This window comes from Thalassospira sp. MBR-102, assembly GCF_040549275.1.
Classification (GTDB): Bacteria; Pseudomonadota; Alphaproteobacteria; order Rhodospirillales; family Thalassospiraceae; genus Thalassospira; species Thalassospira xiamenensis.
On the sequence record NZ_JBEPTC010000002.1, the window covers coordinates 115,296 to 140,128 of the forward strand.

19 protein-coding genes and 2 riboswitches are annotated in these 24,833 nt (G+C 56.3%); of the genes, 7 read left to right on the top strand and 12 right to left on the bottom strand.

The genetic code is table 11. The features are described from left to right. Window positions 1–50: 50 nt before the first annotated feature. The 5 genes from gcvPB to ABIE64_RS04045 form a co-directional block, all read right to left on the bottom strand. A complete protein-coding gene (gene gcvPB, locus ABIE64_RS04025) occupies window positions 51–1,547 on the bottom strand; it encodes an aminomethyl-transferring glycine dehydrogenase subunit GcvPB (RefSeq protein ID WP_354376694.1) in 1,497 nt (498 codons plus the stop codon). Continuing rightward, window positions 1,544–2,899, bottom strand: a complete 1,356-nt coding sequence (gene gcvPA / locus ABIE64_RS04030; protein ID WP_354376695.1) for an aminomethyl-transferring glycine dehydrogenase subunit GcvPA — start codon at window positions 2,897–2,899, stop codon at window positions 1,544–1,546. The genes gcvPB and gcvPA overlap by 4 nt, the downstream gene beginning before the upstream one ends. A 3-nt stretch (window positions 2,900–2,902) precedes the next feature. Next, window positions 2,903–3,274, bottom strand: coding sequence for a glycine cleavage system protein GcvH (gene gcvH / locus ABIE64_RS04035; RefSeq protein WP_007092285.1), 372 nt, complete (start codon window positions 3,272–3,274; stop codon window positions 2,903–2,905). A 90-nt stretch (window positions 3,275–3,364) separates the two neighbouring features. Continuing rightward, on the bottom strand, window positions 3,365–4,477 hold the full coding sequence (gcvT, locus tag ABIE64_RS04040; protein ID WP_354376696.1) for a glycine cleavage system aminomethyltransferase GcvT: 1,113 nt from the start codon (window positions 4,475–4,477) through the stop codon (window positions 3,365–3,367). Between the two features lie 57 nt (window positions 4,478–4,534). Further along, window positions 4,535–4,637, bottom strand: a riboswitch (glycine riboswitch). 3 nt (window positions 4,638–4,640) lie between these two features. Beyond that, window positions 4,641–4,764, bottom strand: a riboswitch (glycine riboswitch). Between the two features lie 236 nt (window positions 4,765–5,000). Then, a complete protein-coding gene (locus tag ABIE64_RS04045) occupies window positions 5,001–5,585 on the bottom strand; it encodes a hypothetical protein (RefSeq protein ID WP_354376697.1) in 585 nt (194 codons plus the stop codon). 226 nt (window positions 5,586–5,811) lie between these two features. On the opposite strand from ABIE64_RS04045, the gene ispH reads away from it, so the two are divergent. The 4 genes from ispH (at window position 5,812) to ABIE64_RS04065 (ending at window position 10,862) form a co-directional block, all read left to right on the top strand. Then, window positions 5,812–6,759, top strand: coding sequence for a 4-hydroxy-3-methylbut-2-enyl diphosphate reductase (gene ispH, locus ABIE64_RS04050; protein WP_354376698.1), 948 nt, complete (start codon window positions 5,812–5,814; stop codon window positions 6,757–6,759). Between the two features lie 32 nt (window positions 6,760–6,791). Then, window positions 6,792–7,766 (top strand): homoserine kinase, encoded by a 975-nt coding sequence (locus tag ABIE64_RS04055; RefSeq protein WP_354376699.1) that lies wholly within the window; start codon window positions 6,792–6,794, stop codon window positions 7,764–7,766. A 6-nt stretch (window positions 7,767–7,772) separates the two neighbouring features. After that, entirely contained in the window at window positions 7,773–8,216 is a 444-nt protein-coding gene (gene rnhA / locus ABIE64_RS04060; protein WP_354376700.1) for a ribonuclease HI, read from the top strand. 246 nt (window positions 8,217–8,462) lie between these two features. Continuing rightward, a complete protein-coding gene (locus ABIE64_RS04065) occupies window positions 8,463–10,862 on the top strand; it encodes a putative bifunctional diguanylate cyclase/phosphodiesterase (protein ID WP_354376701.1) in 2,400 nt (799 codons plus the stop codon). Window positions 10,863–10,885: 23 nt separating this feature from the next. On the opposite strand, the gene ABIE64_RS04070 is transcribed toward ABIE64_RS04065, so the two are convergent. After that, on the bottom strand, window positions 10,886–12,943 hold the full coding sequence (locus ABIE64_RS04070; RefSeq protein ID WP_354376702.1) for an ethylmalonyl-CoA mutase: 2,058 nt from the start codon (window positions 12,941–12,943) through the stop codon (window positions 10,886–10,888). A gap of 302 nt (window positions 12,944–13,245) precedes the next feature. Here ABIE64_RS04070 and ccrA point away from each other — a divergent pair, with 302 nt between their 5' ends. The 3 genes from ccrA to ABIE64_RS04085 all read left to right on the top strand — a co-directional run bounded on the left by ccrA (window position 13,246) and on the right by ABIE64_RS04085 (window position 18,682). Beyond that, on the top strand, window positions 13,246–14,526 hold the full coding sequence (ccrA, locus tag ABIE64_RS04075; RefSeq protein WP_007092360.1) for a crotonyl-CoA carboxylase/reductase: 1,281 nt from the start codon (window positions 13,246–13,248) through the stop codon (window positions 14,524–14,526). A 153-nt stretch (window positions 14,527–14,679) separates the two neighbouring features. Next, window positions 14,680–16,347, top strand: a complete 1,668-nt coding sequence (locus tag ABIE64_RS04080) for an acyl-CoA dehydrogenase family protein (protein WP_354376703.1) — start codon at window positions 14,680–14,682, stop codon at window positions 16,345–16,347. A gap of 235 nt (window positions 16,348–16,582) precedes the next feature. Beyond that, a complete protein-coding gene (locus ABIE64_RS04085) occupies window positions 16,583–18,682 on the top strand; it encodes a methyl-accepting chemotaxis protein (RefSeq protein WP_354376704.1) in 2,100 nt (699 codons plus the stop codon). Window positions 18,683–18,754: 72 nt separating this feature from the next. Here the strand turns inward: ABIE64_RS04085 and ABIE64_RS04090 are convergent, their stop codons facing one another. From ABIE64_RS04090 to ntrB, 6 genes are all read right to left on the bottom strand, one after another. Beyond that, the gene (locus tag ABIE64_RS04090; protein WP_354376705.1) at window positions 18,755–20,098 is read right to left on the bottom strand and encodes a ferredoxin reductase family protein; all 1,344 of its coding nucleotides are present in this window, start codon (window positions 20,096–20,098) and stop codon (window positions 18,755–18,757) included. A gap of 183 nt (window positions 20,099–20,281) precedes the next feature. Next, window positions 20,282–21,460, bottom strand: coding sequence for an adenosylhomocysteinase (locus ABIE64_RS04095; protein ID WP_354376706.1), 1,179 nt, complete (start codon window positions 21,458–21,460; stop codon window positions 20,282–20,284). Between the two features lie 140 nt (window positions 21,461–21,600). After that, on the bottom strand, window positions 21,601–22,305 hold the full coding sequence (locus tag ABIE64_RS04100; protein ID WP_354376707.1) for a glutathione S-transferase N-terminal domain-containing protein: 705 nt from the start codon (window positions 22,303–22,305) through the stop codon (window positions 21,601–21,603). A gap of 279 nt (window positions 22,306–22,584) precedes the next feature. Then, window positions 22,585–23,025: a cyanase gene (cynS, locus tag ABIE64_RS04105; RefSeq protein WP_007092354.1), complete on the bottom strand. Its 441-nt coding sequence runs from the start codon at window positions 23,023–23,025 to the stop codon at window positions 22,585–22,587. A gap of 36 nt (window positions 23,026–23,061) precedes the next feature. Next, a complete protein-coding gene (locus tag ABIE64_RS04110; RefSeq protein WP_354376708.1) occupies window positions 23,062–23,991 on the bottom strand; it encodes an ABC transporter ATP-binding protein in 930 nt (309 codons plus the stop codon). An 11-nt stretch (window positions 23,992–24,002) separates the two neighbouring features. After that, window positions 24,003–24,833, bottom strand: a complete 831-nt coding sequence (gene ntrB / locus ABIE64_RS04115; RefSeq protein ID WP_007092352.1) for a nitrate ABC transporter permease — start codon at window positions 24,831–24,833, stop codon at window positions 24,003–24,005.

The following is a 24,833-nucleotide window of genomic DNA, read 5'->3' on the forward strand; positions in this document are numbered from 1 at the left end:
ACCCCGGCCAGATGACCGGGGTGCGCAAAAAGGTTATGTTGCGTTGCAAATCAAGCAGTTTCAGGCATCCAGCGCAGAACCGGCTTTCTTGCCGCTGCCGTCTCGTCAAGACGACGGCGTGGCGTCAGATACGGTGCATTCTTGAAGAATTCCGCATCGCCCGATTCTGCCTTGGCCACCAATGCCAGAACCGCGTCGCAGAACTGGTCAATCGATTCCTTGGTTTCCGTTTCCGTCGGCTCGATCAAAAGCGCACCATGAACGACCAGCGGGAAATACATGGTCATCGGGTGGAAGCCCTCGTCGATGATCGCTTTCGCAAGATCCAGCGTCGAAACACCGGTATCTTTCAGGAAATCATCGTCAAACAGGGCTTCGTGCATGCAATAGCCCGGAAACGCCACGCTCAGCTTGCCTTTAAGGCGCGCCAGCAGATAGTTGGCATTCAGAACCGCATCGCCCGACGCCTGACGCAATCCATCCGCACCGTGGCTTTTCATATAAGACAGCGCACGAATGAACATGCCCATCTGGCCATGGAACCCTTTCAGGCGACCGAACGGTTTGTTGCCGTCCTTCTCGTCTGCGGTTTCCACCAGATGGAATTTCTCGCCCTTGCGCACGACATAGGGGATCGGTGCGAACGGGGCCAGTGCGTCGGAAAACACAACAGGACCCGAACCCGGTCCACCGCCGCCATGCGGGGTCGAAAAGGTCTTATGCAGGTTGATATGCATCGCATCAATGCCAAGGTCCGCCGGGCGCACCCGTCCGACAATCGCGTTGAAGTTCGCCCCATCGCAATAGAAATACCCACCGGCCGCATGGACCAGATCGGCAATCTTGCGAACGTCGCGCTCAAACAACCCACACGTATTCGGGTTGGTCAGCATGATACCGGCCACATCGTCGCCAAGCTTGGCTTCGAATGCCGCAAGGTCCACACGGCCATCTTCGGTCGCGGGGATCGAATCAACCGTAAAACCACAAGCCGCCGCCGTTGCCGGGTTGGTCCCGTGGGCCGATTCAGGCACCAGAACACGACGACGGTTTTCACCGCGCGCATCAAGGGCCGCCCGGATCGCCATCATGCCGCAAAGTTCGCCCTGTGCGCCCGCTGCGGGCGACATGGAAACCGCGGGCATCCCGGTCAGAACCAGCAACCAGTGTGCGCAACTGTCGATCAGTTCAAGTGCGCCCTGAACCGTGCTTTCGGGCTGCATCGGATGCAGGTCGGCAAGACCGGGCATCCGCGCAACCTTTTCATTCAGGCGCGGGTTATGTTTCATCGTGCACGAACCCAGCGGGAAGAAGCCAGAATCGATGCCAAAGTTTTTCTGCGACAGGCGCGTGAAATGACGCACCACCTGCGGCTCGGACAGGCCCGGAAGACCGACATCGCTATCGCGATCAAGGCCGCCAAGGCGTGATTTGATGCCCGCTGGCTTCGGAAGGTCAACACCGGTACGCCCCGGTTCGCCCATCTCGAAAATCAGCTTTTCCTCAAGCACAAGTCCACGGTTACCGGTATGGGTGGTAAAGCTCATGCCAGCACCTCCTTCAATGCAGACGCAAGGTCCGCGATGTCTTCGTCGGTGTTGGTTTCGGTCGCCGCCACCAAAAGGTAATTGCCCAGATCGTCACGGTTCGGATACAGGCGCGACAACGGAACGCCGCCAAGAACACCCTTGGCAACCAGTGCCTCGACCACCTCGGCTGCCGGTTTGGCAAGCTTGACGGTGAACTCGTTAAAGAAGCTGTCATTGACCACTTCCGCACCCGGTACCGCATCAATCGCATCGGCGGTCTTGCACGCCGTTTCATGGTTAAGTGTTGCCACACCACGATACCCGTCTTCACCCAGAAGGCTCATATGCACCGTAAAGGCCAACGAACACAGCCCGGAATTGGTGCAGATGTTCGATGTCGCCTTTTCGCGGCGGATATGCTGCTCGCGGGTCGAAAGTGTCAGAACAAAACCACGCTTGCCATCCTGATCGACCGTTTCACCACACAGGCGGCCGGGCATCTGGCGTACCAGTTTGCTGGTCGTGGCAAAAAGCCCGACATACGGGCCGCCATAATTCAGGTTGTTACCAATCGACTGGCCTTCGCCGCAGACGATGTCCGCGCCAAAGCTGCCCGGTGACTTGACCGCGCCAAAGGCCATGGCCTCGGTAAACACCACAATCAAAAGCGCACCCTTGGCATGACACGCATCCGCAAGCTTGGTGTGATCCTGAATACGGCCAAACACGTCCGGATACTGGACAACCACACACGCGGTCTGATCATCGATCAGATCGTCAAGCTCATCCGCGGTTGCCTGCTTTTCCGGGTGCCCGTCACGACCGGCAACTTCGGTATCGCTATACTGGCAATAGGTTTCCGTGACTTCACGGTAATGCGGATGCAAGCCACCCGACAGAACCGCCTTCTTGCGGCGCGTGGCCCGGCACGCCATCAGAACGGCCTCCGCGCACGACGTTGCCCCGTCCCACATCGATGCGTTGGCCACATCCATGCCGGTGATCGATGCCACCTGGGTCTGGAATTCGAACAGATACTGCAACGTGCCCTGTGCGATTTCCGGCTGATACGGGGTATAGGCCGTCAGAAACTCACCACGCTGGATGATGTAATCGACCGTGGCCGGAACATGGTGGCGATACGCCCCCGCGCCCAGGAAGCTCGGCACGCTGGCCGTGCCCATGTTTTTGGCGGCCAGTTTCGCCATGTCGCGTTCGACCTGCAATTCACCAAGATGATATGGCAGATCGACCGGCTCGGACAGCAACGCGCCTTCGGGCACGTCGCTATATAACTCGTCAACGGACCCGGCCCCGATGGTTTCAAGCATCGAGGCGCGATCCGCACTGGTTAGCGGAAGATAACGCATATCTTAAAGGCCTTCGACAAAGTCTTTATACGCAGCTTCGTCCATCAGCTCATCAAGCTGGGACTCATCGGAAAGTTCCATGCGGAAGAACCAGCCATCGCTTTCCGGGGCTTCGTTCACCAGTGCCGGATTGTCATCAAGCTCTTCGTTGGCTTCGACAACGACACCATCAAGCGGCGCATAAACGTCGCTGGCGGCCTTGACCGATTCGACAACCGCCGCATCGCCATCCTTGGTCAGCTTTTTGCCAACTTCCGGCAGCTCGACATAAACGATATCGCCAAGCGATTGCTGGGCGTAATCGGTAATGCCAACGGTCGCGACACCGTCTTCATATTCAACCCATTCATGTTCCTGCGAGAATTTTTTAGCCATGGTAATTCGTCCCTGTAAGATCAGTTGTCTCTAAAATCTCGGTATCTTTTGCGGGCCGCAAACGCTGCCCGAACTCTTTTTTTCTGATGATCAGCCGCGATAGTAACGATGTGCCGCAAACGGCAGTTCGACGATTTCCGCCGGGCGTGCCTTGCCGCGCACCATCAGATCGACTTTGGTACCCGGGGCGGCAAATTCAATTGCGACATATCCCATCGCAATCGGGCCATCCACGGTCGGGCCAAAACCACCGCTGGTGATTTCGCCGATTTCTTCACCGTCACTGTTCAGGATCGGGGTGTGTTCACGCGCCGGGGCCTTGCCTTCGGGTTTGATCCCGACACGTTTGCGATCCGCCCCATTGGCAAGCTGATCAAGGATCACATCCGCACCCTTGAACCCGCCTTCTTCGCGGCGGCGCTTGTTGATGATCCAGTTCAGGTCACCCTCGACCGGGGTGGTCGTGGTATCGATATCGTTGCCATACAGGCAAAGACCGGCTTCAAGACGCAGCGAATCGCGCGCGCCAAGGCCAATCGCCTCGACCTCTTCCTCGGCCAGAAGCTTGCGCGCCAGTTCTTCGGCGCGCTCATTCGGCACGGAAATCTCATACCCGTCCTCACCGGTATAGCCCGACCGGGTGACAAAGCACGCGATACCGGCAATATCGATCTCGGCAAAGCTCATGAATTTCATATCGGCAACCGCAGGCGCAAACCGTGCCAGCACGCGGGCCGCATCCGGGCCCTGCAACGCCATCAATGCGCGATCATCAATCTCGATCAGCTCCACACCGTTATCAAGATTGGCCCGCATATGGACAATGTCATCATCCTTACACGCCGCATTGATCACCAGAAACAGGCTGTCGCCCGCATTGGTGATCATCAGGTCATCAAGGATCGTGCCATCGTCATTGGTAAAGGCGGAATAACGGGTGCGGCCGGGTTTCAGAATCGCGATATCACCGGGTACCAGCTTTTCAAGCTCGGCGACGCGATGTTCGCCGGTCAGGCGAACCTGCCCCATATGCGAAACGTCAAAAAGACCGGCCTTCGCACGGGTATGCAGATGTTCGCCCATAACGCCCAGCGGATATTGCACCGGCATGCCGTAACCGGCAAACGGCACCATCTTGGCACCCAGTTCGACATGCAAATCATAAAGGGCGGTTTTCAGCAGTTCGGTTTGATGATCGGCCATCAAGGTCTCCAGACAGGCGTTGAGAAACATAGCCGACCAGTGGCCAACCACGTCCCCCTCTGTCTTGGAGCCTGAAAGAATCACAGCCGGTTTGGATACCGGTCTGCTTACATCTTCGGCGAGGCGCACATCGATTTCTGATGCCGCCTGCTTTCCAGAGTCCCATCTCCCCGCGGTCCGTTTGCCTGAGAGTTTCCGGGGTGGTTGCTCCTTCGGCGTCCGCGCAATCCCTATCGATGCAATCCGACGCATCGATCAAGACCGTGGCACTCTCCCACGGGGATCATTTGGGTATGCCCCCTTATACGGATTTGAATCCGACCAGACCAGCCCCAAAAATCATATCCTTTCGACCCCACCCATTAGTATGAGGATTAAAAGCTCTTTTTTAGTCCCTCCGGCAAATGTCCATTCTTTTGTATGAGGATTACCGAAAACGAACTTTTGTCCAAAAACGAAAATCCCGCCACGCGATGCGGGCGGGATTTGATTATTCACTAAAAATGAATAATAGGCCGGATTATTAATTTTTTCCGAAGCGTCGATTGTAGTCGAGCTGGTCGGCACTCAGCTGGAAACCAAGATAGATTTCATAATCCGGACCGGCCCAGACATCATCCAGCGGCACGTTCAAAGTCACCTGCTCGTCGCGATAGCGCGCCAGGTTCAAATTGCTCGGAAACACCATGTCGACATCAAACAGATTTTTCTGGATAAACTCGCCGGACGGGTCCTTAAGTGCCACGAAATACTGGAGTTTTGCGTTGCGTCCCTGCGCTGCCGGGCCCAGTTCGGCATTGATCACCGGGCTGATGACAACGTTCAGGACCTTTTCTTCAAGGTCATAGCCGCAATCGCCCAGATATCCGGCAAATTCGGCTTCAAGGATAACATCGGTCAGGTCTTTGCCCTGACCATTGAACTGCACCAGACGGGCGGTATCATTGGGCAGGAAGGCACGCGGGCATGCCGGGACCGGCTGTTCTTCGAACGTGCCACACGCTGCCAGAAAACCGGCAAACGACACCAAACCCAATGCACAAACACGCCGCAGTCCGTTCGCAATCGTCATCCAAGCCTCTATAGAACTGGTCAAATTCGCTGTCATGCCCGATCCGGGCACAGCCGCGCGCAGTCTATTCGCTCCGATATGGCGACACAACCCGCTTCCGTTTGAAATCAGTGCATTCACAACAATTGCCACCAATACATGCATCCACATCCATCTTTGCATGGTGTCTGTCATTGCACGTCCGGTGCTGGCGGGTTATGTAACGAAGACACTTGAATAATCGCGGCTGGTGTCGCGCATCATGAACATTCGGACCCGTATCATGTCTGACAAAGCCGACCTTCGGATCATCCTTGCCAACCCGCGCGGTTTCTGTGCGGGGGTGGATCGTGCGATCGAGATCGTCGAAAAGGCGCTGGTGAAGTATGGCGCGCCGGTCTATGTCCGCCACGAAATCGTCCACAACAAATTCGTGGTCGACCGCCTGCGCGATATGGGTGCGGTTTTTGTCGATGAACTCGATAGCGTCCCGGACGGGGTTCCGGTGATCTTTTCCGCGCACGGCGTGCCGAAATCGGTGCCCGAAGCCGCCGAAAACCGCCAGCTTGAATATCTTGATGCAACCTGCCCGCTGGTGTCCAAGGTCCATCGTGGTGCGGAACGCCACCATGCGGACGGCAAACATATTCTTCTGATCGGCCATGCCGGTCACCCCGAAGTCATCGGCACCATGGGCCAGTTGCCACCGGGCAGCATGACCCTGATCGAGACCGAAGAAGACGCCGAAAACCTTCAGGTCGAAAACCCCGAAAACCTTGCGTTTGTGACCCAGACCACCCTGTCGCTGGACGATACGGCCAGGATCATCTCGATCCTGCAAGGCCGTTTCCCGGCGATCGAGGTCCCAAAGAAAGAAGACATCTGCTATGCGACCACCAACCGCCAGCACGCGGTCAAGCTGATCGCGACCGACGCCGATGCCATTCTGGTGCTGGGTGCACCAAACTCGTCGAACTCGAACCGTCTGGTCGAAGTCGCGAAACGCGAAGGATGTGACCGTTCGGTTCTGGTCGAACGCGCCAAGGATATCGACTGGTCAAAACTCGAAGGCATTTCGACCCTTGGCATTACCGCAGGTGCATCCGCCCCGGAAATTCTGGTCGAGGAAGTCATTGATGCCTGCCGTGAACGTTATAACGTCACGGTCGAAACCCTGACTTTGACCAACGAAAACGTCACCTTCAAGCTGCCCCGCCAGCTTGCCAGCTAACCCAGCTCTGATGCAGGAAATCCGGATATCCCATGGCCGTCTATACCGACGTTTCTGACGAAGATATCGCCCGTTTTGTCGCCGAATACGATATCGGCACCGTGATTTCGTTCAAAGGCATCGCCGAGGGCGTCGAAAACACCAACTTCCTGCTTCAGACCGATCAGGCATCCTTCATCCTGACCCTGTATGAAAAGCGCGTGAACCCGGATGATCTACCCTTTTATCTGGGCCTAATGGATCATCTGTCGGCCAAGGGACTGAACTGCCCGACACCGATCCACGGCAGGGACGGGGTTGCGTTACGCCGTTTGTGCGGACGTCCGGCCGCCATCACATCCTTCCTGAACGGCATGTCGCCGCGCCGGATCATGCCCCATCACTGCATGGGGCTTGGCACCGCGCTGGCGCAATTGCACACCGCCGGTCAGGATTTCGACATGTATCTTGGCAATGCGCTAAGTGTGAAGGGCTGGCGTCCGCTGTTTGAAAGCTGCCGTGCCGATGCCGATGGCGTTCAGCCCGGTCTTGAAAAACTGATCGAGGATGAACTGGCCTTCCTCGAAGCCAACTGGCCCCATCAGTTGCCCGCAGGCGTAATCCATGCCGACCTTTTCCCGGATAATGTGTTTTTCTTCCCCGGCAAGGACGACGTTTCCGGCCTGATTGATTTCTATTTCGCGTGCAACGATCTGCTGGCCTATGACATTGCGATCTGCATGAATGCGTGGTGTTTCGAACCCGATAACAGCTTTAACGTCACCAAGGCCCGCAACCTTCTGTCAAGCTATGGCAAGGTGCGCGCATTGTCCGATGATGAACTGTCCGCCCTTCCGATCCTTGCGCGCGGGGCGTCGCTGCGGTTCCTGCTGACCCGTCTTTATGACTGGATCAATACGCCCAAGGATGCGCTGGTCACACCGAAAAACCCACGCGAATACATCAATAAACTGCGCTTTCATCAACGGATCGACAGTGCCAGTGCCTATGGCCTGGGCGAGGAATAGAATTATATGACCGGAACGGACGACAAACGCGTCGAAATTTACACAGACGGCGCGTGCAGCGGCAATCCCGGCCCCGGTGGCTGGGGCGCGATCCTGCGATTTAATGGCGTGGAAAAGGAAATGTCGGGCGGTGATCCCGAAACCACCAACAACCGTATGGAAATGATGGCTGCGATCAGTGCGCTTGAAGCATTGAAACGCCCCTGCATCGTCGACATTTATACCGACAGCAGCTATGTCCGGGACGGAATTACCAAGTGGATTTGGGGATGGCAAAAACGCGGATGGAAAACGGCCGACAAAAAGCCGGTCAAAAATGTCGAGCTTTGGCAAAGGCTTCTGGAAGCTCTTAAAACGCATAAAGTTGAATGGCACTGGGTCAAAGGTCACGCCGGACACCCCGAAAACGAACGATGCGACGAACTCGCCCGTCAGGCCGTACCAAAATAAACGCATCCTAAATAAGAAAAACAAAATAAACTTGGTAGACAAGTCCTTGAAGCTGCTGGACTTCGATCCAAAATAGATGGGTCGAATTACTTTTTGTGAATGCTATATGAAAAAAATGAAATCAAACTTGCTTTTGGGCTGACTTCCAGATTGAGTAAGCACAGTCTTAGGGGTATTGGAGCCCACCCGAAGGTCGAGTATGGTTGCCATTAACTAGTCGATAGTGGGTGCCGAGGAGAAATACGCTTGTCGCGCGGATCGTACGGCTTTTTACAACGGAAGTCGCTTAGCAGCCGATTGCTTTTCATCGCGCTGCCGCTGGTTTCCCTGTTCTCCCTCGCCCTGTTCGTTGTCTTCGGATACGTCAGTTACACGGTTCTGCGCGATGATTTGAACGAGAAAATCGAACAAACCGCCGATATCAATGCCCGCGTTCTGGCAACACCGTTCTGGTATCTTGATGTCGACAATATCGAATCAGCCCTGAACGCCATGAGCCGGGATCGCGATATTGTCGCGGTGCAGGCATTGGGGGCCGATGGCACAGAATTCGCCCATACCGGCGTATCACAATCCGAGCTGAACGATACCCTGCGCCTGTCGCGTCGCGTGTTCTTTGAACGCAATAATGTGCGTCATGACGTCGGCGAGCTTGTGATTTACTTCACAGAAGCCCGCGTTCAGGATTTGCTGTTCCGCCGGATGGTGATCGACATGATCCTGTTCGGTTTGCTGATTGCGGTTGTTGCCGCAAGCCTTCTGATCGCGAACAAGCGTTCGATCAAGGAACCGCTGAACCGGCTTTTGCATTCCATCCGCATGACCAAACATGGTCGTCTGCGCCGCCCGGTGGAATGGAACAGTTCGGACGAACTGGGCCTTCTGATCCGCGAATATAACGAAATGGTCGCCCTGCAGGGACAGGCACAGGAAGAAGCCCAGCGTAAACAGGCCCTTCTGGAAGCGACCCTTCACAATATCGGTCAGGGGATATGCCTGTTTGATCAGGACCTGAACCTGATGGTCTGGAACGAACGTTATATCGAATTGCTGAACCTGCCGCGCGATCTGGTCAAGGAAGGCACGCCGCTTTCCGATATTCTGCGCTATAACGCCGAACGCGGCGAATATGGCGATGTCAGCATTCAGGCGCTGATTTCCGACCGCGTTGCGATTGCGCGCCGTCGCGAACCGTATCGCATGGAACGCACCCGCCCGAATGGCCGGGTCGTTCAGGTTGACCACAACCCGATGCCCGGTGGCGGTTACGTTGCGACTTATACCGACATTACCGAACGCAAACAGACCGAAGCCCGCATGCGCCATCTGGCCGTGCATGACGTGCTGACCAGCCTTCCGAACCGTACCCTGTTCCTTGACCGTCTGCGTCAGGCATTGCTATCCGCCCGCCGGTTCCAGCGCGGGGTCACGGTTCTGTTTGTCGATCTGGACCGGTTCAAGGACATCAACGATCACTTTGGCCATGACGTTGGCGATCTGATGATCCAGGAAATGGGGCAGCGCCTGTCGCGCATCATCCGTGATTCCGATACCGCCGCCCGCCTTGGCGGGGACGAATTCGCCATCATCCAGACCGATGTTCAGAATATCGAAGACACCATTGCCCTTGCCCAGCGCATCATCGATGAACTTTGCCAGCCATTCGATTGCCGTGGCATTCGCCTGCATTCGACCGCCAGTGTCGGTATCACACTGTTCCCCGAAGACGGCGAAAACCCCGAACAACTGGTCAAAAACGCCGATATGGCGATGTATGCCGCCAAGGCCGAAGGCCGCAACAATTACCGGTTCTTCCTGCCGTCGATGCACGAGAGGGTCAAGGAACGCAAAACGATCGAGGAAGATCTGCGCAACGCGCTGGAATATGACCAGCTTGAACTTTACTACCAGCCGAAAATCGATTGCCGCACCGAGCGGGTTGTCGGCGCGGAGGCACTGGTGCGCTGGCACCACCCGGATCGTGGTCTGATCCTGCCGGGCGAATTCATTTCGGTGGCCGAGGAATGCGGCCTGATCAACCGGCTGGGCGCATGGGTTCTGAACAAGGCCTGCAAACAGACGCAAATCTGGCGCGAAACCAGTCTGCCGGGCCTGCGCATTGCGGTAAACCTGTCACCGGCACAGTTCCAGGATGCCGAACTGGTCAGTTCCGTCACCCAGATCATGGATCAGACCCGCCTGCCCGATGGTACGCTGGAACTTGAAATCACTGAATCGATCCTGATGAACAACCCGGAAAAGGCCGTTTCAACCTTGAACGAGCTTAAGGCCCTTGGCGTGCGCATCGCGATTGACGATTTCGGCACCGGTTATTCATCCCTGAACTATCTGAAACGTTTCCCGGTTTCGTCGATCAAGATCGACCGGTCGTTTGTCAACGACATCCATGTCGATATGGATGACAAGGCAATTGTCGATGCGGTGATCGGATTGGGCCACAGCCTTAATCTTGAAGTCGTCGCCGAAGGTGTCGAAGAAGTCGAGCAGCACGAATATCTGCGCGACAAGGGATGCGACTTCATTCAGGGCTTCCTGTTTGCCAAACCGTTGCCCGCCGCAACCTTTGAAAGCTGGGTTCTTGAACGCCACGGCACTGAACAAGCACGGGTTGCCGTCAAGAGCTGAGCAAATCCGCAAAACCGCCGCAATCAATAAATCGCCGTTCCGGCCCCTTCCGGCTTGCCTTCGATGTTACGCGGGGCCGGACGTTCGGTTGACTTGCGATCCACCAGATCGACAATTTCGGAAATCACCCGCACCAGTTGGTAATCCTTGGGCGTGTAAACCGCCGATACCCCCATCTGACGCAGAACAAGCATATCGGCATCCGGGATGATGCCGCCAACAACAACCGGGATATGCCCCGCCCCGTGGGCGCGCAGTCCATTGACCACTTCGCGCACCAGCGGCACATGCGACCCTGACAGGATCGAAAGCCCGATCACATGCGCGCCTTCGTCGATGGCATTGCGCACCAGTTCATCAGGTGTCCAGCGAATGCCGTCATAAAGCACGTCAATCCCGGCATCGCCCGCCTTGACCGCGATCTGTTCCGCCCCGTTGGAATGACCATCCAACCCCGGCTTACCGACCAGCATTTTCATGCGTTCGCCAAGCTTTTCGGAAACCTCGTCCACGCGACTGCGCAGTTTTTTGATATCGTCTGCATCCCCGGTCACGATCATCGATGTGATGCCGGTCGGCGCACGATATTCACCAAACACCTGACGCAGCGTTTCGGACCATTCCCCGGTCGTGACGCCTGCATGGGCGCAGGCAATCGAACTTTCCATGATGTTGCGGTCTTCGCGGGCGGCGGCTTCAAGATCGGCAAGGCTTCTGGCAACCGCGGCCGGGTCGCGACCGGCCCGCCATTCTTTCAGTTTTTCAATCTGTTCCTGTTCGGCCATGTCATCGACCGTCAGGATCGATTTTTCCCCCGATGTCAGGGGTGATGCTTCGGTTTCGGTATAGGCATTCACACCGATCACCTTGGTCAGCCCGGTTTCGATATCGGCCAGACGGCGCGCATTGGACCGCACCAGTTCCTGTTTCATGTAACCAAGATCGACTGCGGCAATCGCCCCGCCCATGGCATCGATTTTCGCCAGTTCTTCGCGTGCACCGTCCTTAAGCAATCCGACCTTGCGTTCAATCGCCGGATTGCCGTCAAACAGGTCGTCATATTCCAGAAGGTCGGTTTCATAGGCCATGATCTGTTGCAGGCGCAGCGACCATTGCTGATCCCACGGGCGCGGCAGGCCAAGGGCCTCGTTCCACGCCGGAAGCTGCACGGCACGCGCGCGCGCATTCTTTGACAGCACCACCGACAGCATTTCGATCAGGATGCGATACACATTGTTTTCGGGTTGCTGTTCGGTCAGGCCAAGCGAATTGACCTGCACGCCATAGCGGAACCGGCGATATTTTTCATCGGAAATGCCATAACGATCCCGCGTGATTTCATCCCACAATTCGCAAAATGCCCGCATCTTGCAAATCTCGGTCACAAACCGGATACCGGCATTCACAAAAAATGAAATGCGCCCGACAACTTTGGCGAAATCTTCTTCGGGCACCTGACCGGATGCCTTGACCGCATCAAGCACGGCAATCGCGGTCGCCAGCGCATAGGCCAGTTCCTGCTCGGCAGTCGCCCCGGCTTCCTGCAAATGGTACGAGCACACATTCATCGGATTCCATTTCGGTACCTCGCGATAGGTAAAGGCCGCAACATCGGTGATCAGTTTCAGACTGGGTGCCGGCGGAAAGATATAGGTCCCGCGTGACAGATATTCCTTGATGATGTCGTTCTGGGTCGTGCCCTGCAGGCTGTCGCGCGGCGTTCCCTGTTTTTCGGCAACGGCAATATAAAGCGATAAAAGCCATGCCGCCGGTGCGTTGATCGTCATCGATGTGTTCATCTGATCAAGCGGAATAGCCTCAAACAGGGTCATCATGTCGCCCAGATGCGATACAGGCACGCCGACCTTGCCGACCTCGCCGCGCGCCAGAACATGGTCCGAATCGTAACCGGTCTGGGTCGGCAGATCGAACGCGACCGACAGCCCCGTCTGCCCCTTCGCCAGATTCTGACGATACAGCGCGTTCGATGCGCTGGCCGAACTATGCCCGGCATAGGTACGGATCAACCACGGGCGGTCGCGTTCCGGCTTTGCTGCACTGCGTTGATTTTCCATCGACATGGCGACCTCGCGTATCTTTATTACCCAAAAGCTTTATGTTTATTACAAGAAAACGTTATTAAATTACCTACTAGACATCACTTGGATAATTATATAACAATTTGTGCAACGCGATAAAAGCAAAAACTAAGAAAGCATTCGGGGAACCAGGCTACAACCCAAGGGAAACCGGTGCATTTCAGGGAAAATATCACAAGTTCCGTGGCTTGGAGGATTCGTCGACCGCAGCGCAACACAAGGTAATTTTATTACCAGCCATTTACAGCGCATCCCGGATCGACCCCGAACAAGGAGTGAAGGCCATGAATACGACTGCTGAAGTTCTGCCGTTCCGTGGTGGTCATGAAGAAAAAGACCTGTATGAAATCGGCGAAATCCCGCCGCTGGGTCATGTGCCGAAAAATATGTATGGCTGGGCCATTCGCCGTGAACGTCACGGTGAACCCGATACCGCCATGCAATGCGAAGTCCTGCCGGTGATCCAGCCTGACAGCCACGAGGTCCTCGTCCTCGTGATGGCGGCGGGTGTGAACTATAATGGTGTGTGGGCGTCGCTTGGCAAACCGATCTCGGTCTTTGACGTGCATGACCTGCCCTATCACATCGCGGGATCGGATGCGTCGGGCATTGTCTGGGCGGTCGGGTCAAAGGTCACACGCTGGAAAGTCGGCGATGAGGTCGTCATTCACTGCAATCAGGATGACGGCGATGACGAGGAATGCAACGGCGGCGACCCGATGCTCTCGCCCACCCAGCGCATCTGGGGCTATGAAACACCGGACGGATCCTTTGCCCAGTTCACCTGCGTGCAGGCCCAGCAGCTCATGCCGCGTCCCAAACACCTGACATGGGAAGAAAGTGCGTGTTACACGCTGACCCTTGCCACCGCCTACCGCATGCTGTTTGGCCATCGCCCGCATATCCTGCGACCCGGTCACAATGTTCTGGTGTGGGGGGCCTCGGGCGGCCTTGGATCGATGGCGATCCAGCTTATTACCACGGCGGGTGCCAATGCGATTGGCGTGATTTCCGATGAAAGCAAACGCGATTTCGTGCTGGGCCTTGGTGCGAAGGCCGTGATCAACCGCAAGGATTTCAATTGCTGGGGCCAGTTGCCAACCGTGAATGGCCCGGAATTTGGCGACTATATGAAAGAAGTACGCAAATTCGGCAAGGCGATCTGGGACATCACCGGCAAGGGCAATGATGTCGATATCGTCTTTGAACATCCGGGCGAACAGACCTTCCCCGTATCGTGCAATGTGGTTAAACGCGGCGGGATGGTCGTGTTCTGTGCCGGGACGACGGGCTTTAACCTGACCTTCGATGCGCGCTTTGTCTGGATGCGCCAGAAACGCATTCAGGGCAGCCACTTTGCCAACCTGAAACAGGCCGCCCAGGCCAACAAGCTGGTGATTGAACGCCGCATTGATCCCAGCATGTCCGAAGTGTTTGGCTGGGACGATATTCCGCGTGCGCATATGAAAATGATGCGCAACGAACACAAGCCCGGAAACATGGCCGTTCTGGTTCAGGCCAAACGCCCGGGCATGCGCACCCTTGAAGAAGCAGTCGACGCCTAACCCACATAAAGCGTCGACTGACCGTTGGTGGCCCTGATGCGTTCTCGCCCGATCCGCATCGGGGCTGCCACTTTTCAATCCTTGCCGAACCGGCAGGACAACAATGATAGTCTGCTTCATGCACCAGATGGACCGAACCCGAGGACCAGACCGATGAGCGATAATGCCCTGCTGCCCGAACTGACCCGGCTTTGCGATGACGCGCTGGCGGCCCTTGCCCCGGTGCATCACGCCGCCGAAACCGCCATGCGCGAAAGCGTGACGGTGGATGGCAAAATCGATGCCAGCGCACTGGATGAAAACCAGTATGCCGCCCATGGCTTTGCATGGTTTTCAACCTATGTCACAGCACTTAAGCAGATGAAGGCATGGGCTGATCGGCTTGAAACGCAGGGCAAATTCGGAACACTTGAACAATTGATCCTTCAGGCGGCCTTTGGCGAATATCTGGCGCAAATCCAAGGCGGCATCGCGATGTCGCAGGGCGAGTTCATCCGTCTTTCACCCCTTGGCGTTCCGGCTGATGTGATTGCCGCCCTTGGCGACAGCCGCGCGGTTGCGACCCTGACCGGTTCGGGCAACAACGACGCCACCCGGCGTGCGATTGCCGACCAGATCAAGGACAGCCTTGATACCGGCCGCTTTGGCGAAACCGGGCTTGAAGACGAAACCCTTGATATGGTCCGCGACCAGTTCCGGCGCTTTGTCAATGAAAAGGTCAGCCCGCATGCCCATGGCTGGCACGAACGCGACGAACTGATCCCGATTGAAATTATCAACGAGATGTCCGAACTGGGCGTTTTCGGCCTGACCATCCCCGAAGAATACGGCGGGCTTGGCATGGGCAAAACTGCGATGTGCGTCGTGACCGAGGAACTCTCGCGCGGCTATATCGGGGTGGGCTCGCTTGGCACACGGTCCGAAATTGCCGCCGAACTGATCCGCCTTGGCGGAACGGACGCGCAAAAGCAACATTACCTGCCCAAACTGGCATCGGGTGAAATCCTGCCAACTGCGGTCTTCACCGAACCCAATAACGGATCGGATCTGGCGCATCTGCGCACGCGCGCGACCAAGGATGGCGATACCTATAAGGTCACCGGCAACAAGACATGGATCACCCACGCGGCGCGTTCCGACCTGATGACGCTTCTGGCGCGCACCAACCCCGATGAAACCGGATATCGCGGGCTATCCATGCTGCTTGCCGAAAAGCCGCGCGGCACGGAGGCCGATCCCTTCCCGGCCAAGGGCATGAGCGGCGGCGAGATCGAGGTGCTTGGCTATCGCGGCATGAAAGAATACGAACTATCGTTTGACGGCTTCGAAGTCCCCGCCGAAAACCTTCTGGGCGGGGATGAGGGCCAGGGCTTCAAACAACTGATGGCGACCTTTGAATCGGCGCGCATCCAGACGGCTGCGCGTGCCGTTGGCGTCGCCCAGAACGCGCTTGAAATCGGCATGCGCTACGCACAGGACCGCATCCAGTTTTCCAATCCGCTTTACAGCTTCCCGCGGGTTTACGGCAAAATCGCCTGGATGGTGGTTGAAACCATGATCGCGCGCCAACTGACCTATTTTTCCGCCATCGAAAAAGATCAGGATATCCGCTGCGATATCGAGGCCGGCATGGCAAAGCTTCTGGGCGCGCGCGTTGCGTGGTCGAACGCCGATAACGCGCTTCAGATCCATGGCGGCAATGGCTACGCACTTGAATACCAGATCAGCCGGGTTCTGTGCGATGCCCGCATCCTCAACATCTTCGAAGGGGCGGCCGAAATTCAGGCGCATGTGGTAACCCGCGGTCTTCTGGGCCGATAGCCAACGATTGCCCCCCTGAACTCGTCTCCCTCCAGCGAACCGTGGCCCCGGTGAAAAACCTGGGCAAACTTGGCCCGTCACCCTTGACGGGCCTCTTTCTTGTATCAACCTAAAGTATGATATCTTTATATCTACCTTGCGGTGGTAACATCACCCCAATCAGCAGGTAAAAAATCGAAAAAATCGAAGCCTGCGCGGCCTGATGTGCCGATGGGGAAACAGGGAGAGACGTTTCATGAATCACGCGTCTGCATCACCGGAAAATGCAATTTTCACGCGTGCACATGCTGCGCGTGAAATCTTTGACAAACATGCCGACAAGCTCGCCGAAAGCCTTCTGGCAGAGCTGTTTGGCACAGGCCAAAGCAGCCGCAATCCGCACGATCCGAAGGCCCATGTCAGCGAACTGGCCAAACGCCTGCGCACCTTGATGGCGGCCAATAGCGGATCGGATTTCGATGCCTGCTTTGCCGATCACATTCTGGCCGATGCCATTGCCGGCATCCCCGCCAGCCGCATCGTCCAAGCCTACCACAACACAATCGAAAATTTCGCCAGGCTGGCGACGTCCGAGGGACGCGGCCGACGCGATCCCGGCGTTCTCGATGCCTGCCGTTCGATGCTGATGGGCGATATGGCCTGCCTGATGGCCAAGGCCGAACGCCACGCAGCACAGGCAAGGTCGGCATCGGAAATCCAGTCGATGTCGGAAATCATCGAACGCGAAACCGATAACATCATCGCCGAAGTCGGGTTTCAGGCCGGACGTACCAATGACGTCGCGCAAACCATGGCATCCGATGCGCATGATCTGTCGGAACTGGTTGAACGGATCACGTCAACCACCGCCATTGCCAGCAACAATGTTTCCACCGTCGCCTCCGCGACCGAGGAATTGCAGGCATCGAGCGAGGAAATCGCCGACCGCATCCACAAAACCAACGATATCGCCAGTCAGGCCGTGACCCGTGCACAGGAAACATCGGTCACGATGAACAGCCTGTCAGACACCGCAAGCGAGATCGGCAAGGTTGTCGATATCGTCAAACGCATTTCCGATCAGACCAAGATGCTGGCCCTTAACGCCACCATCGAAGCCGCCCGCGCGGGCGATGCCGGCAAGGGTTTTGCCGTTGTTGCCAACGAGGTGAAAAACCTGGCATCCCAAACCGAAAAAGCCATTTCCGACATCAACGCCCAGATCACCGCCATTCAGGACGCAACCTCCGACGCCGTTGGCGCGATTGAGGGCATCGGCGGCGCGATTGACGAAGTCAGCCAGCTGTCATCGGATATCGCATCATCGGTTCAGCAACAGACCGCCGCCATCAGCGAGATTTCAACCAGCGCGCAGGAAGTTTCCACCCATATGCAGGGCATTTCCAGCGACATCGCACTGGCAAGTGAAAGATCGCACAATGCCAGCAAGACATCGGAAAACCTGCGTATTCTCTCTTCGAATATCCGCAAGGATATCAACGAAATGGAAAACCGGTTCCGCGTTGTTCTGCGCACCAGTGACAGCAGCAACCGCCGCAATCAGGAACGCGTCCCGATTGCCGTTGATATCGAAATGGATTTCGGCAATGGCGACAAACGCAAAGGTGTTTCCGCCGATATGTCGGTTGCCGGTCTTCTGGCGCGCATCAAGGCCAGCGATCAGGACAATGGCAAACCGGTTTCGATCCTGCTTGATGGCAGCACACGTTTGCATGGCATTTTAAAAGCGGTTTCAGGTCTGGGATCGCATGTCCAATTCACCGAACTGGACGAAGACGCCAACCGCACGATCATGGGGCTTTTGCAAAAAACCCGCGATCACGACAACAAGATCGCCGAACTGGGCGCCCCCTTGGCGGCCCAACTGGCAAAGGTACTGGAAAACGGCATCCGCAGCGGCGAGATCCGCAAAGATGATCTGTTCCGTCCCCGCTACGAACCGATTGAGGGCTCTGATCCGATACAGTTCATGACGCCCTACATCCCCTTTACCGACCGGCATTTCACCCCCTTGCAGGAAGAAATCCTGCAAAAGGACAAACATATCGTCTTTGCCGCCGGGGTGGATATCAACGGCTTCCTGCCGACCCATAACAAGGTTTACAGTCAGCCACAGCGCCCCGGTGAACCGGCATGGAACATGGGCAATTGCCGCAACCGGCGCATCTTTGACGACCGGGCCGGCCTGATGGCGGCGCGCAACACCAAACCCAAACTGTTGCAGACCTACTTCCGCGACATGGGATCGGAAGTCGTGTTCATGAAGGAATGCGACATCCCGATTGTCGTGAATGGCGAACAATGGGGCAATCTGCGCATCGGATATCGCGCCTGATCAGATCGGGCAGCAAGATCGCAGATTGAAAAAAGGGGCAGATCGCAAGACCTGCCCCTTTTGCATTTTGACCTAGCGAAATTCAAACAGTTCGGTATGGAATGATTTGGCAGGCAACCCCTCGCGGACCAGATCGCGTTTCAATGCCGCGGCAAAGGGCTGTGGCCCGCAGAACCAGAAACTGGCGGCATGCCAGTCGGGAATATCGGCTCGAACCCGCTCCGCTTTCAAAAGGCCGTCCACATCGTCGCGCCAGACATGCAGGGTAACCCCGGCTTTGTGCGCCAGTTGCCGGATACGGTCCATCAGGGTCGCATCCTCGCTCGGGGCGACCTGATAGAAATCGATCTTCTGTTCGCCCGCAGCCGGTTTCAGCGCGAGTTCTTCAAGTTTTGCAAGGAACGGCGTCAAACCGATACCACCGGCAATCCAGACCTGACGATCATTGCCCTGCCCAAAGGTGAACCGGCCATAGGGCCCTTCAAGCCGGACGTCACCCCCGACGCGCAAATTATCCGGCAATGTTTCCGTATAATCGCCCAGTGCCTTCACCAGCAGGGTGATCTGCGGGAATTCCGGGTTCCAGTGCGAGGAAATCGTAAAGGGATGCGGGCGTTCGTCATCCCCAAAGGCAACGCAGGCAAACTGCCCTGCCTTGTGCCCCTGCCAGCCCGCCTCGGGCATGATGGTGATCTGCACGGTATCGATATCAGGCAGACGCACGATATTGACGATCTTTCCGGCGACCTGCCGGTTACGGCCGACCCGCCCGGCAAGGACAATACATGCCGATATCGTGCCCGCGATCAGAAGCACAGCCGTCACAATGCCAATCGGGCTGATCCAGTTGCCAAATTCAAACAGGAACATCGCATGCACCACCAGTACCAGATACGCCGCAGCGATAAAGGTGTGTGTTTTGGCAAACCAGCGATAGGGAAACCATTTGATCAGGGCAATAATCATCAGGGCCGCGGCAACATAGAACGCCCATTCGCCAATCCCCTCGGCAAAGCCGCGCTGACCGGCAAAGAAGCCCTGTAACTGGGAAAATCCGATCTGATCCCCATGCGACCTGCGCCGACCGCCTTCAATCAGACCAAGGGCCGATGCCCATTTCGGGCCATTCGACCAAAGCCAGTGGATCACGGATGTCACCAGAACCGTAATGCCAAGCCATTTGTGCAGCCGATAGGTCTTGTCGAGCCCGCCGGTATAATCTTCAAGCCAGACCGGACGTGTCGCCAAAATCATGATCAGGCTCATGATGGCAATCGACAGGGTGCCAAAATACTGGACCATGAAATTTCGAAGCTGAATGAATTCGGCAACCTCGAACAGGCCCGGATTGGCCGCCAGCCAAAGCAGCGTAATCACAGAAAGAAAACCGGCATAAATGAAGGATATGTTTTTCATGATCGTGGTCCCGAATGTCACCCCGCAGCCGGGAACACCCCGACAACGGAATGAACTAACCAGAAAAACTTCACCATATTATGCCAAATGGGGCATTAACTTGTATCAAACCGTATCAAAATACCGGTTCTGATACAAAAGGCGGGAAATCGATATCCCCGCCCTGTTGCATCTTCCGCCCTATCAGCTGTGCGAATGCAAAACCGCCTCGGCAATTTCGCGTTCGACATCCGCCGGATAGGCATAGAATCCCGGCTTGAATGACGATGCCCCACCCGATGCCAGCCAGTCGATCCCGCGGATCAGAATGGCGGAAAACGGATCAAACAGATCCTTGCCCGATCCCCCCATGCCCGGTGCGAGGTTAAGCAGGCTGCCACGGTTCAGAAGGTAAACTTCCTTGCCATTCTCAAGCGTGAAACGCTCGATATAGCGACGCATCCGGGTGCGTTCCTGCGTATCAAGCCATTTGACGTCAATTTCGGTATTGGAATGCCCGACATTGACCAGAATGACACCACGACGCGCCAGCTTGATCTGATCCGCGCCAAGGATGCCGGAAAAACCCGTCGCGGTAACGACAATCGCACACTCCCGAAGCCCGTCTTCAAGGCCAACAACCCGGCAACCGTGATGCTGGGCCTCAAGCGCACGAACCGGATCGCGTTCGGCGACGCAAACCACTGCACCCAGATTACGCGCCCGTTCGGCAACGCCGCGCCCGACCGGGCCAAAACCGATCACCAGAACCGAACGACCATAAAGCGCCAGACCGGTAACATTGGAAAACACCGGCCACATTTCCTGTGCCACGTGATGGCGGTTATGCAGGCGATCCTTGATCGCGATATCGTTCCAGTTAAAGACCGGGAAGGTGAAATCAAGCTTTTCAACGCGGTGAACGCCGGTCGTGGTCGCTTCAAGCGCGCCATCAACCTTATGGCCCTTTTTCACGAACGCCTCGATCAGCTCCCCACCCATATCGGCCACGATATCGGCCGGGCTGTCTGACAGGATATCGATGCTTTTGGCATATTCATCGGGCGTCATGCCGGAAAAGGCATGGACCTCGACCCCGTTCGCCGCCAGATAGGCCGCGGCAACATCATCGGTACTGTCGGGGTTGCACGCGCCCACCTTGACCGTGGCGCCTGCTTTGACAAACGGCAGCAGGGTCGGAATGGTGTCTTCAAGAACGTGCTGAAAACTGACGATGGTTTTGTCACGCAGATCACGTTTGGCAACGTAATTGCCGTATTTGGCCGTCACCGGGCAGATCACCTCGCGCCAGGCAAGGGTTTCATCGGTGATATTGGCGGCAAGTGCCGGATCCTTGATACGGCTGGTCGTCGAGGTGGTCATGGGTGGGCTCGCTTGAAACGTGGGACGAATACTGGATTACCCCCATGTGTTAATCCCAGCCCGGTCGGATGAAAAGCATTTCTGACCGGCTGGTCAGATTTTTCATCCGGCGGGCCAATTGATTGCACAACACCGGCAAACTAAGGACGCGCCGGAATTTCCAGACCACGCTTTACCGCCGGTCGCGCAAGCCCGCGTTCAAGCCATGCCGGAACGTTTTTCAGACTGTCATAATCAACCAGTGCCCCGGCATCATAGAAACCGATCAGATTGCGCACCCAGCCAAGGATTGCGATATCGGCAATGGTATATTCATCGCCCATGATCCAGTCACGCCCGGCAAGACGGGTTTCGAGAACACCGAGCAAACGTTTGGATTCCCCAACATACCGATCCCGCGGGCGTTTATCCTCATACTCGCGCCCGGCAAATTTGTGGAAAAAGCCAAGCTGACCAAATATCGGGCCAATCGCCGCCATCTGGAAAAACACCCATTGGATGGTTTCAATCCGGGCAATCGGATCAGACGACAGGAATTTTCCGGTTTTCTCCGCCAGATACAAAAGAATTGCGCCCGATTCAAACAGGCCAACCGGTTTTCCATCCGGGCCGCTCGGGTCAATGATGGCCGGGATTTTGCCATTCGGGTTCAGCGACAGGAATTCCGGTGTCCAGGTTTCGTCCTTGCCGATATCAATGAAATGCGGCTCGTAATCGATACCGGTTTCTTCCAGCATGATCGAAACCTTGACCCCGTTTGGCGTCGGCAGGGAATAAAGCTGCAGGATATCGGGGTCCTTGGCGGGCCAGCGTTTGGTGATGTCAAATGCGGACAGATCAGCCATCTGATTGTTATCCTTCCTGATGAGGGTCATGGCGGTTGATGGGATCGCACATTGCGCCAGATCATCAACCCCTATCCAACGTGATGTCCCCAAGATGCAGGATAAGACGGCCTTCCCGCCAGCGCGAATTTGGCAATTGACTGTTTCCCGCCCTGTTTCAGTCCCACGGCAACAACAGATCAGGCCAACCCGCGCATGCAGATTGGCCTGACTGGACTGCGACATGCGGACCAATAGTCATCCGCTGCCGATATGGGATTGCCTTAACCGCGTGTGATATTACCAGGCGCGATACGGCAGGAATTTACCATCAAGGGTCACAACAACACGGTCGCCCTTCGGATCGGCCTTGCGTTCGATATACATCTCGTAATCGATCGCGCTCATGATGCCGTCGCCGAACTTTTCATGGATGATTTCTTTGATCGTTTCGCCGTAAACGCCCATGATTTCATAAATGCGGTAAACCGCCGGATCGGTCGGCACCGCCTGTTCCCAGATTTTCATCGGGCATTCCTGCAGCACGGCGGATGCCTCCGCCGGAAGCTCCAGCAGCGCCACCAGCATGTCGGCCTTTTCCTTGGGCGCGGAATTCATGCCAAGGCAGACCGAGGTCGTCCAGACCGGGGACATGCCGATCTTGCTGGCGATTTCTTCCCAGCCAAGGCCCTTGGCTTTTTTGGACGTAATGATCAGTTCTTTCACATCTGCTTTTTTCACAGCTTTTCTCCACTTCACTGTCTGTGTCGTTACGAATTAGTCGGCACCATTCACCACCCGCGGACGGGCGGGTGTTTCGTCGGCACCTTTGTTGGATTTTTGGGCAACCTGCCCGTTCAGACCAAAACGGATGACGTTTGGTTCCGAAACGCCATCCTCGTCGCGTTTTCCGGCCAGTTCGCGGGACCGTTTGGCAAGGAATTCGACCAGATGGTTGCGAATGTCGTAATAGTCGGGATGATGGATGATATCGGCGCGAACGCGCGGACGTTCGATATCGACCTGTACCGATTCAGCCACCCGTGCATAGGGGCCGTTGGTCATCAGAAGGATGCGGTCGGCAAGAAGGATCGCCTCGTCCACATCATGGGTGATCATGAAAACGGTCTGATCCGACCCGGCCCAGATGCGGATCAGTTCATCCTGAATGCTGCCACGTGTCAGGGCATCCAGTGCCCCAAACGGCTCATCCAGCAACAAAAGTTCCGGCTGAATGGCAAAGGCCCGCGCAATCGAAACGCGCTGCCGCATACCACCTGATAATTGCGATGGCTTGCGAAGCTCCGCCCCCCCGGTCAAGCCCACCATTTCCAGATATTTGATCGAATGATCATGGACCTGTTTCTTGGTCCAGTTGCGATGGCGCGCCTGCACGGCAAAGGTCACGTTTTTAAGCGCGGATAACCACGGCAACAGGGAATAGTTCTGAAACACGATGCCGCGATCAAGACTGGGCCCCGATACTTCCCTGCCATTCATGATCACCGCACCGTCGGTCGGTTCATCCAGCCCGGCAAGGATATTCAGGATCGTCGATTTGCCGCAGCCCGAATGACCGATGATGCAGACAAATTCGCCCTTTTCGATGCCAAGATTGACGTTTTCAAACACGGTTAACGGATCAGAGCCCTTGGGGCCGGGGAACCGTTTGCTTAGTCCCTGTACGCTCAGGAAGGGTGTTGGCATGGTGCTTTTCCTTATTCCTGGTACTGCACAAGGCGGGCGCAATAGGCGAACGCCGTATCAAGAAGCATGCCGACAAGACCGATCATCAGGATCGAAAAGATCACACTGGTCAGATCCAGATTGTTCCATTCGTTCCAGACGTAATAGCCAATGCCGGTACCGCCCACGAGCATCTCGGCGGCCACAATCACCAGCCACGCAATCCCGATGGAAATCCGCATCCCCGTCAGGATGGTTGGTGCCGCTGCCGGAAGAATGACGATCCACGCGGTTTTAAGCGTGCCAAGTTCATGGGTGCGCGCGACATTGACCCAATCCTTGCGCACACCGGCAACACCAAAGGCCGTATTGATCAGCATCGGCCAGATCGAACAGATAAAGATCACAAAGATCGCCGATGCCTGACTGTCCTGAATGACAAACAGCGCAAGCGGCATCCACGCCAATGGCGAGATCGGGCGAAGTATCTGGATGAACGGATCAAGTGCCCGATACATCAATGGTGACATGCCAATCAGGAACCCGGCGGGAATGGCAATTGCCGCCGCCAGAAAATAGCCCGACAGCACGCGATAAAGCGAATAACCGATCTGAATGCCAATCCCCTTGTCGTTGGGACCGGCATCATAGAAAGGGTTGGAAAGTTCTTCCCACGCCTTGACGAATACCGCAGATGGCGGCGGCACAGCGGCCTTTGGCTCTGCCCCGCCCATCAGGATTTCATATTCTGTCAGTTCACTGCCCAGTTTCTGCTGGGGGCTGGCGGCCTCCCATATTCCAAGAAGAACCGCCAGCAAAACAGCAGACAACAGCAGCGCCCTGGCATTCAGGGATGCGATCAT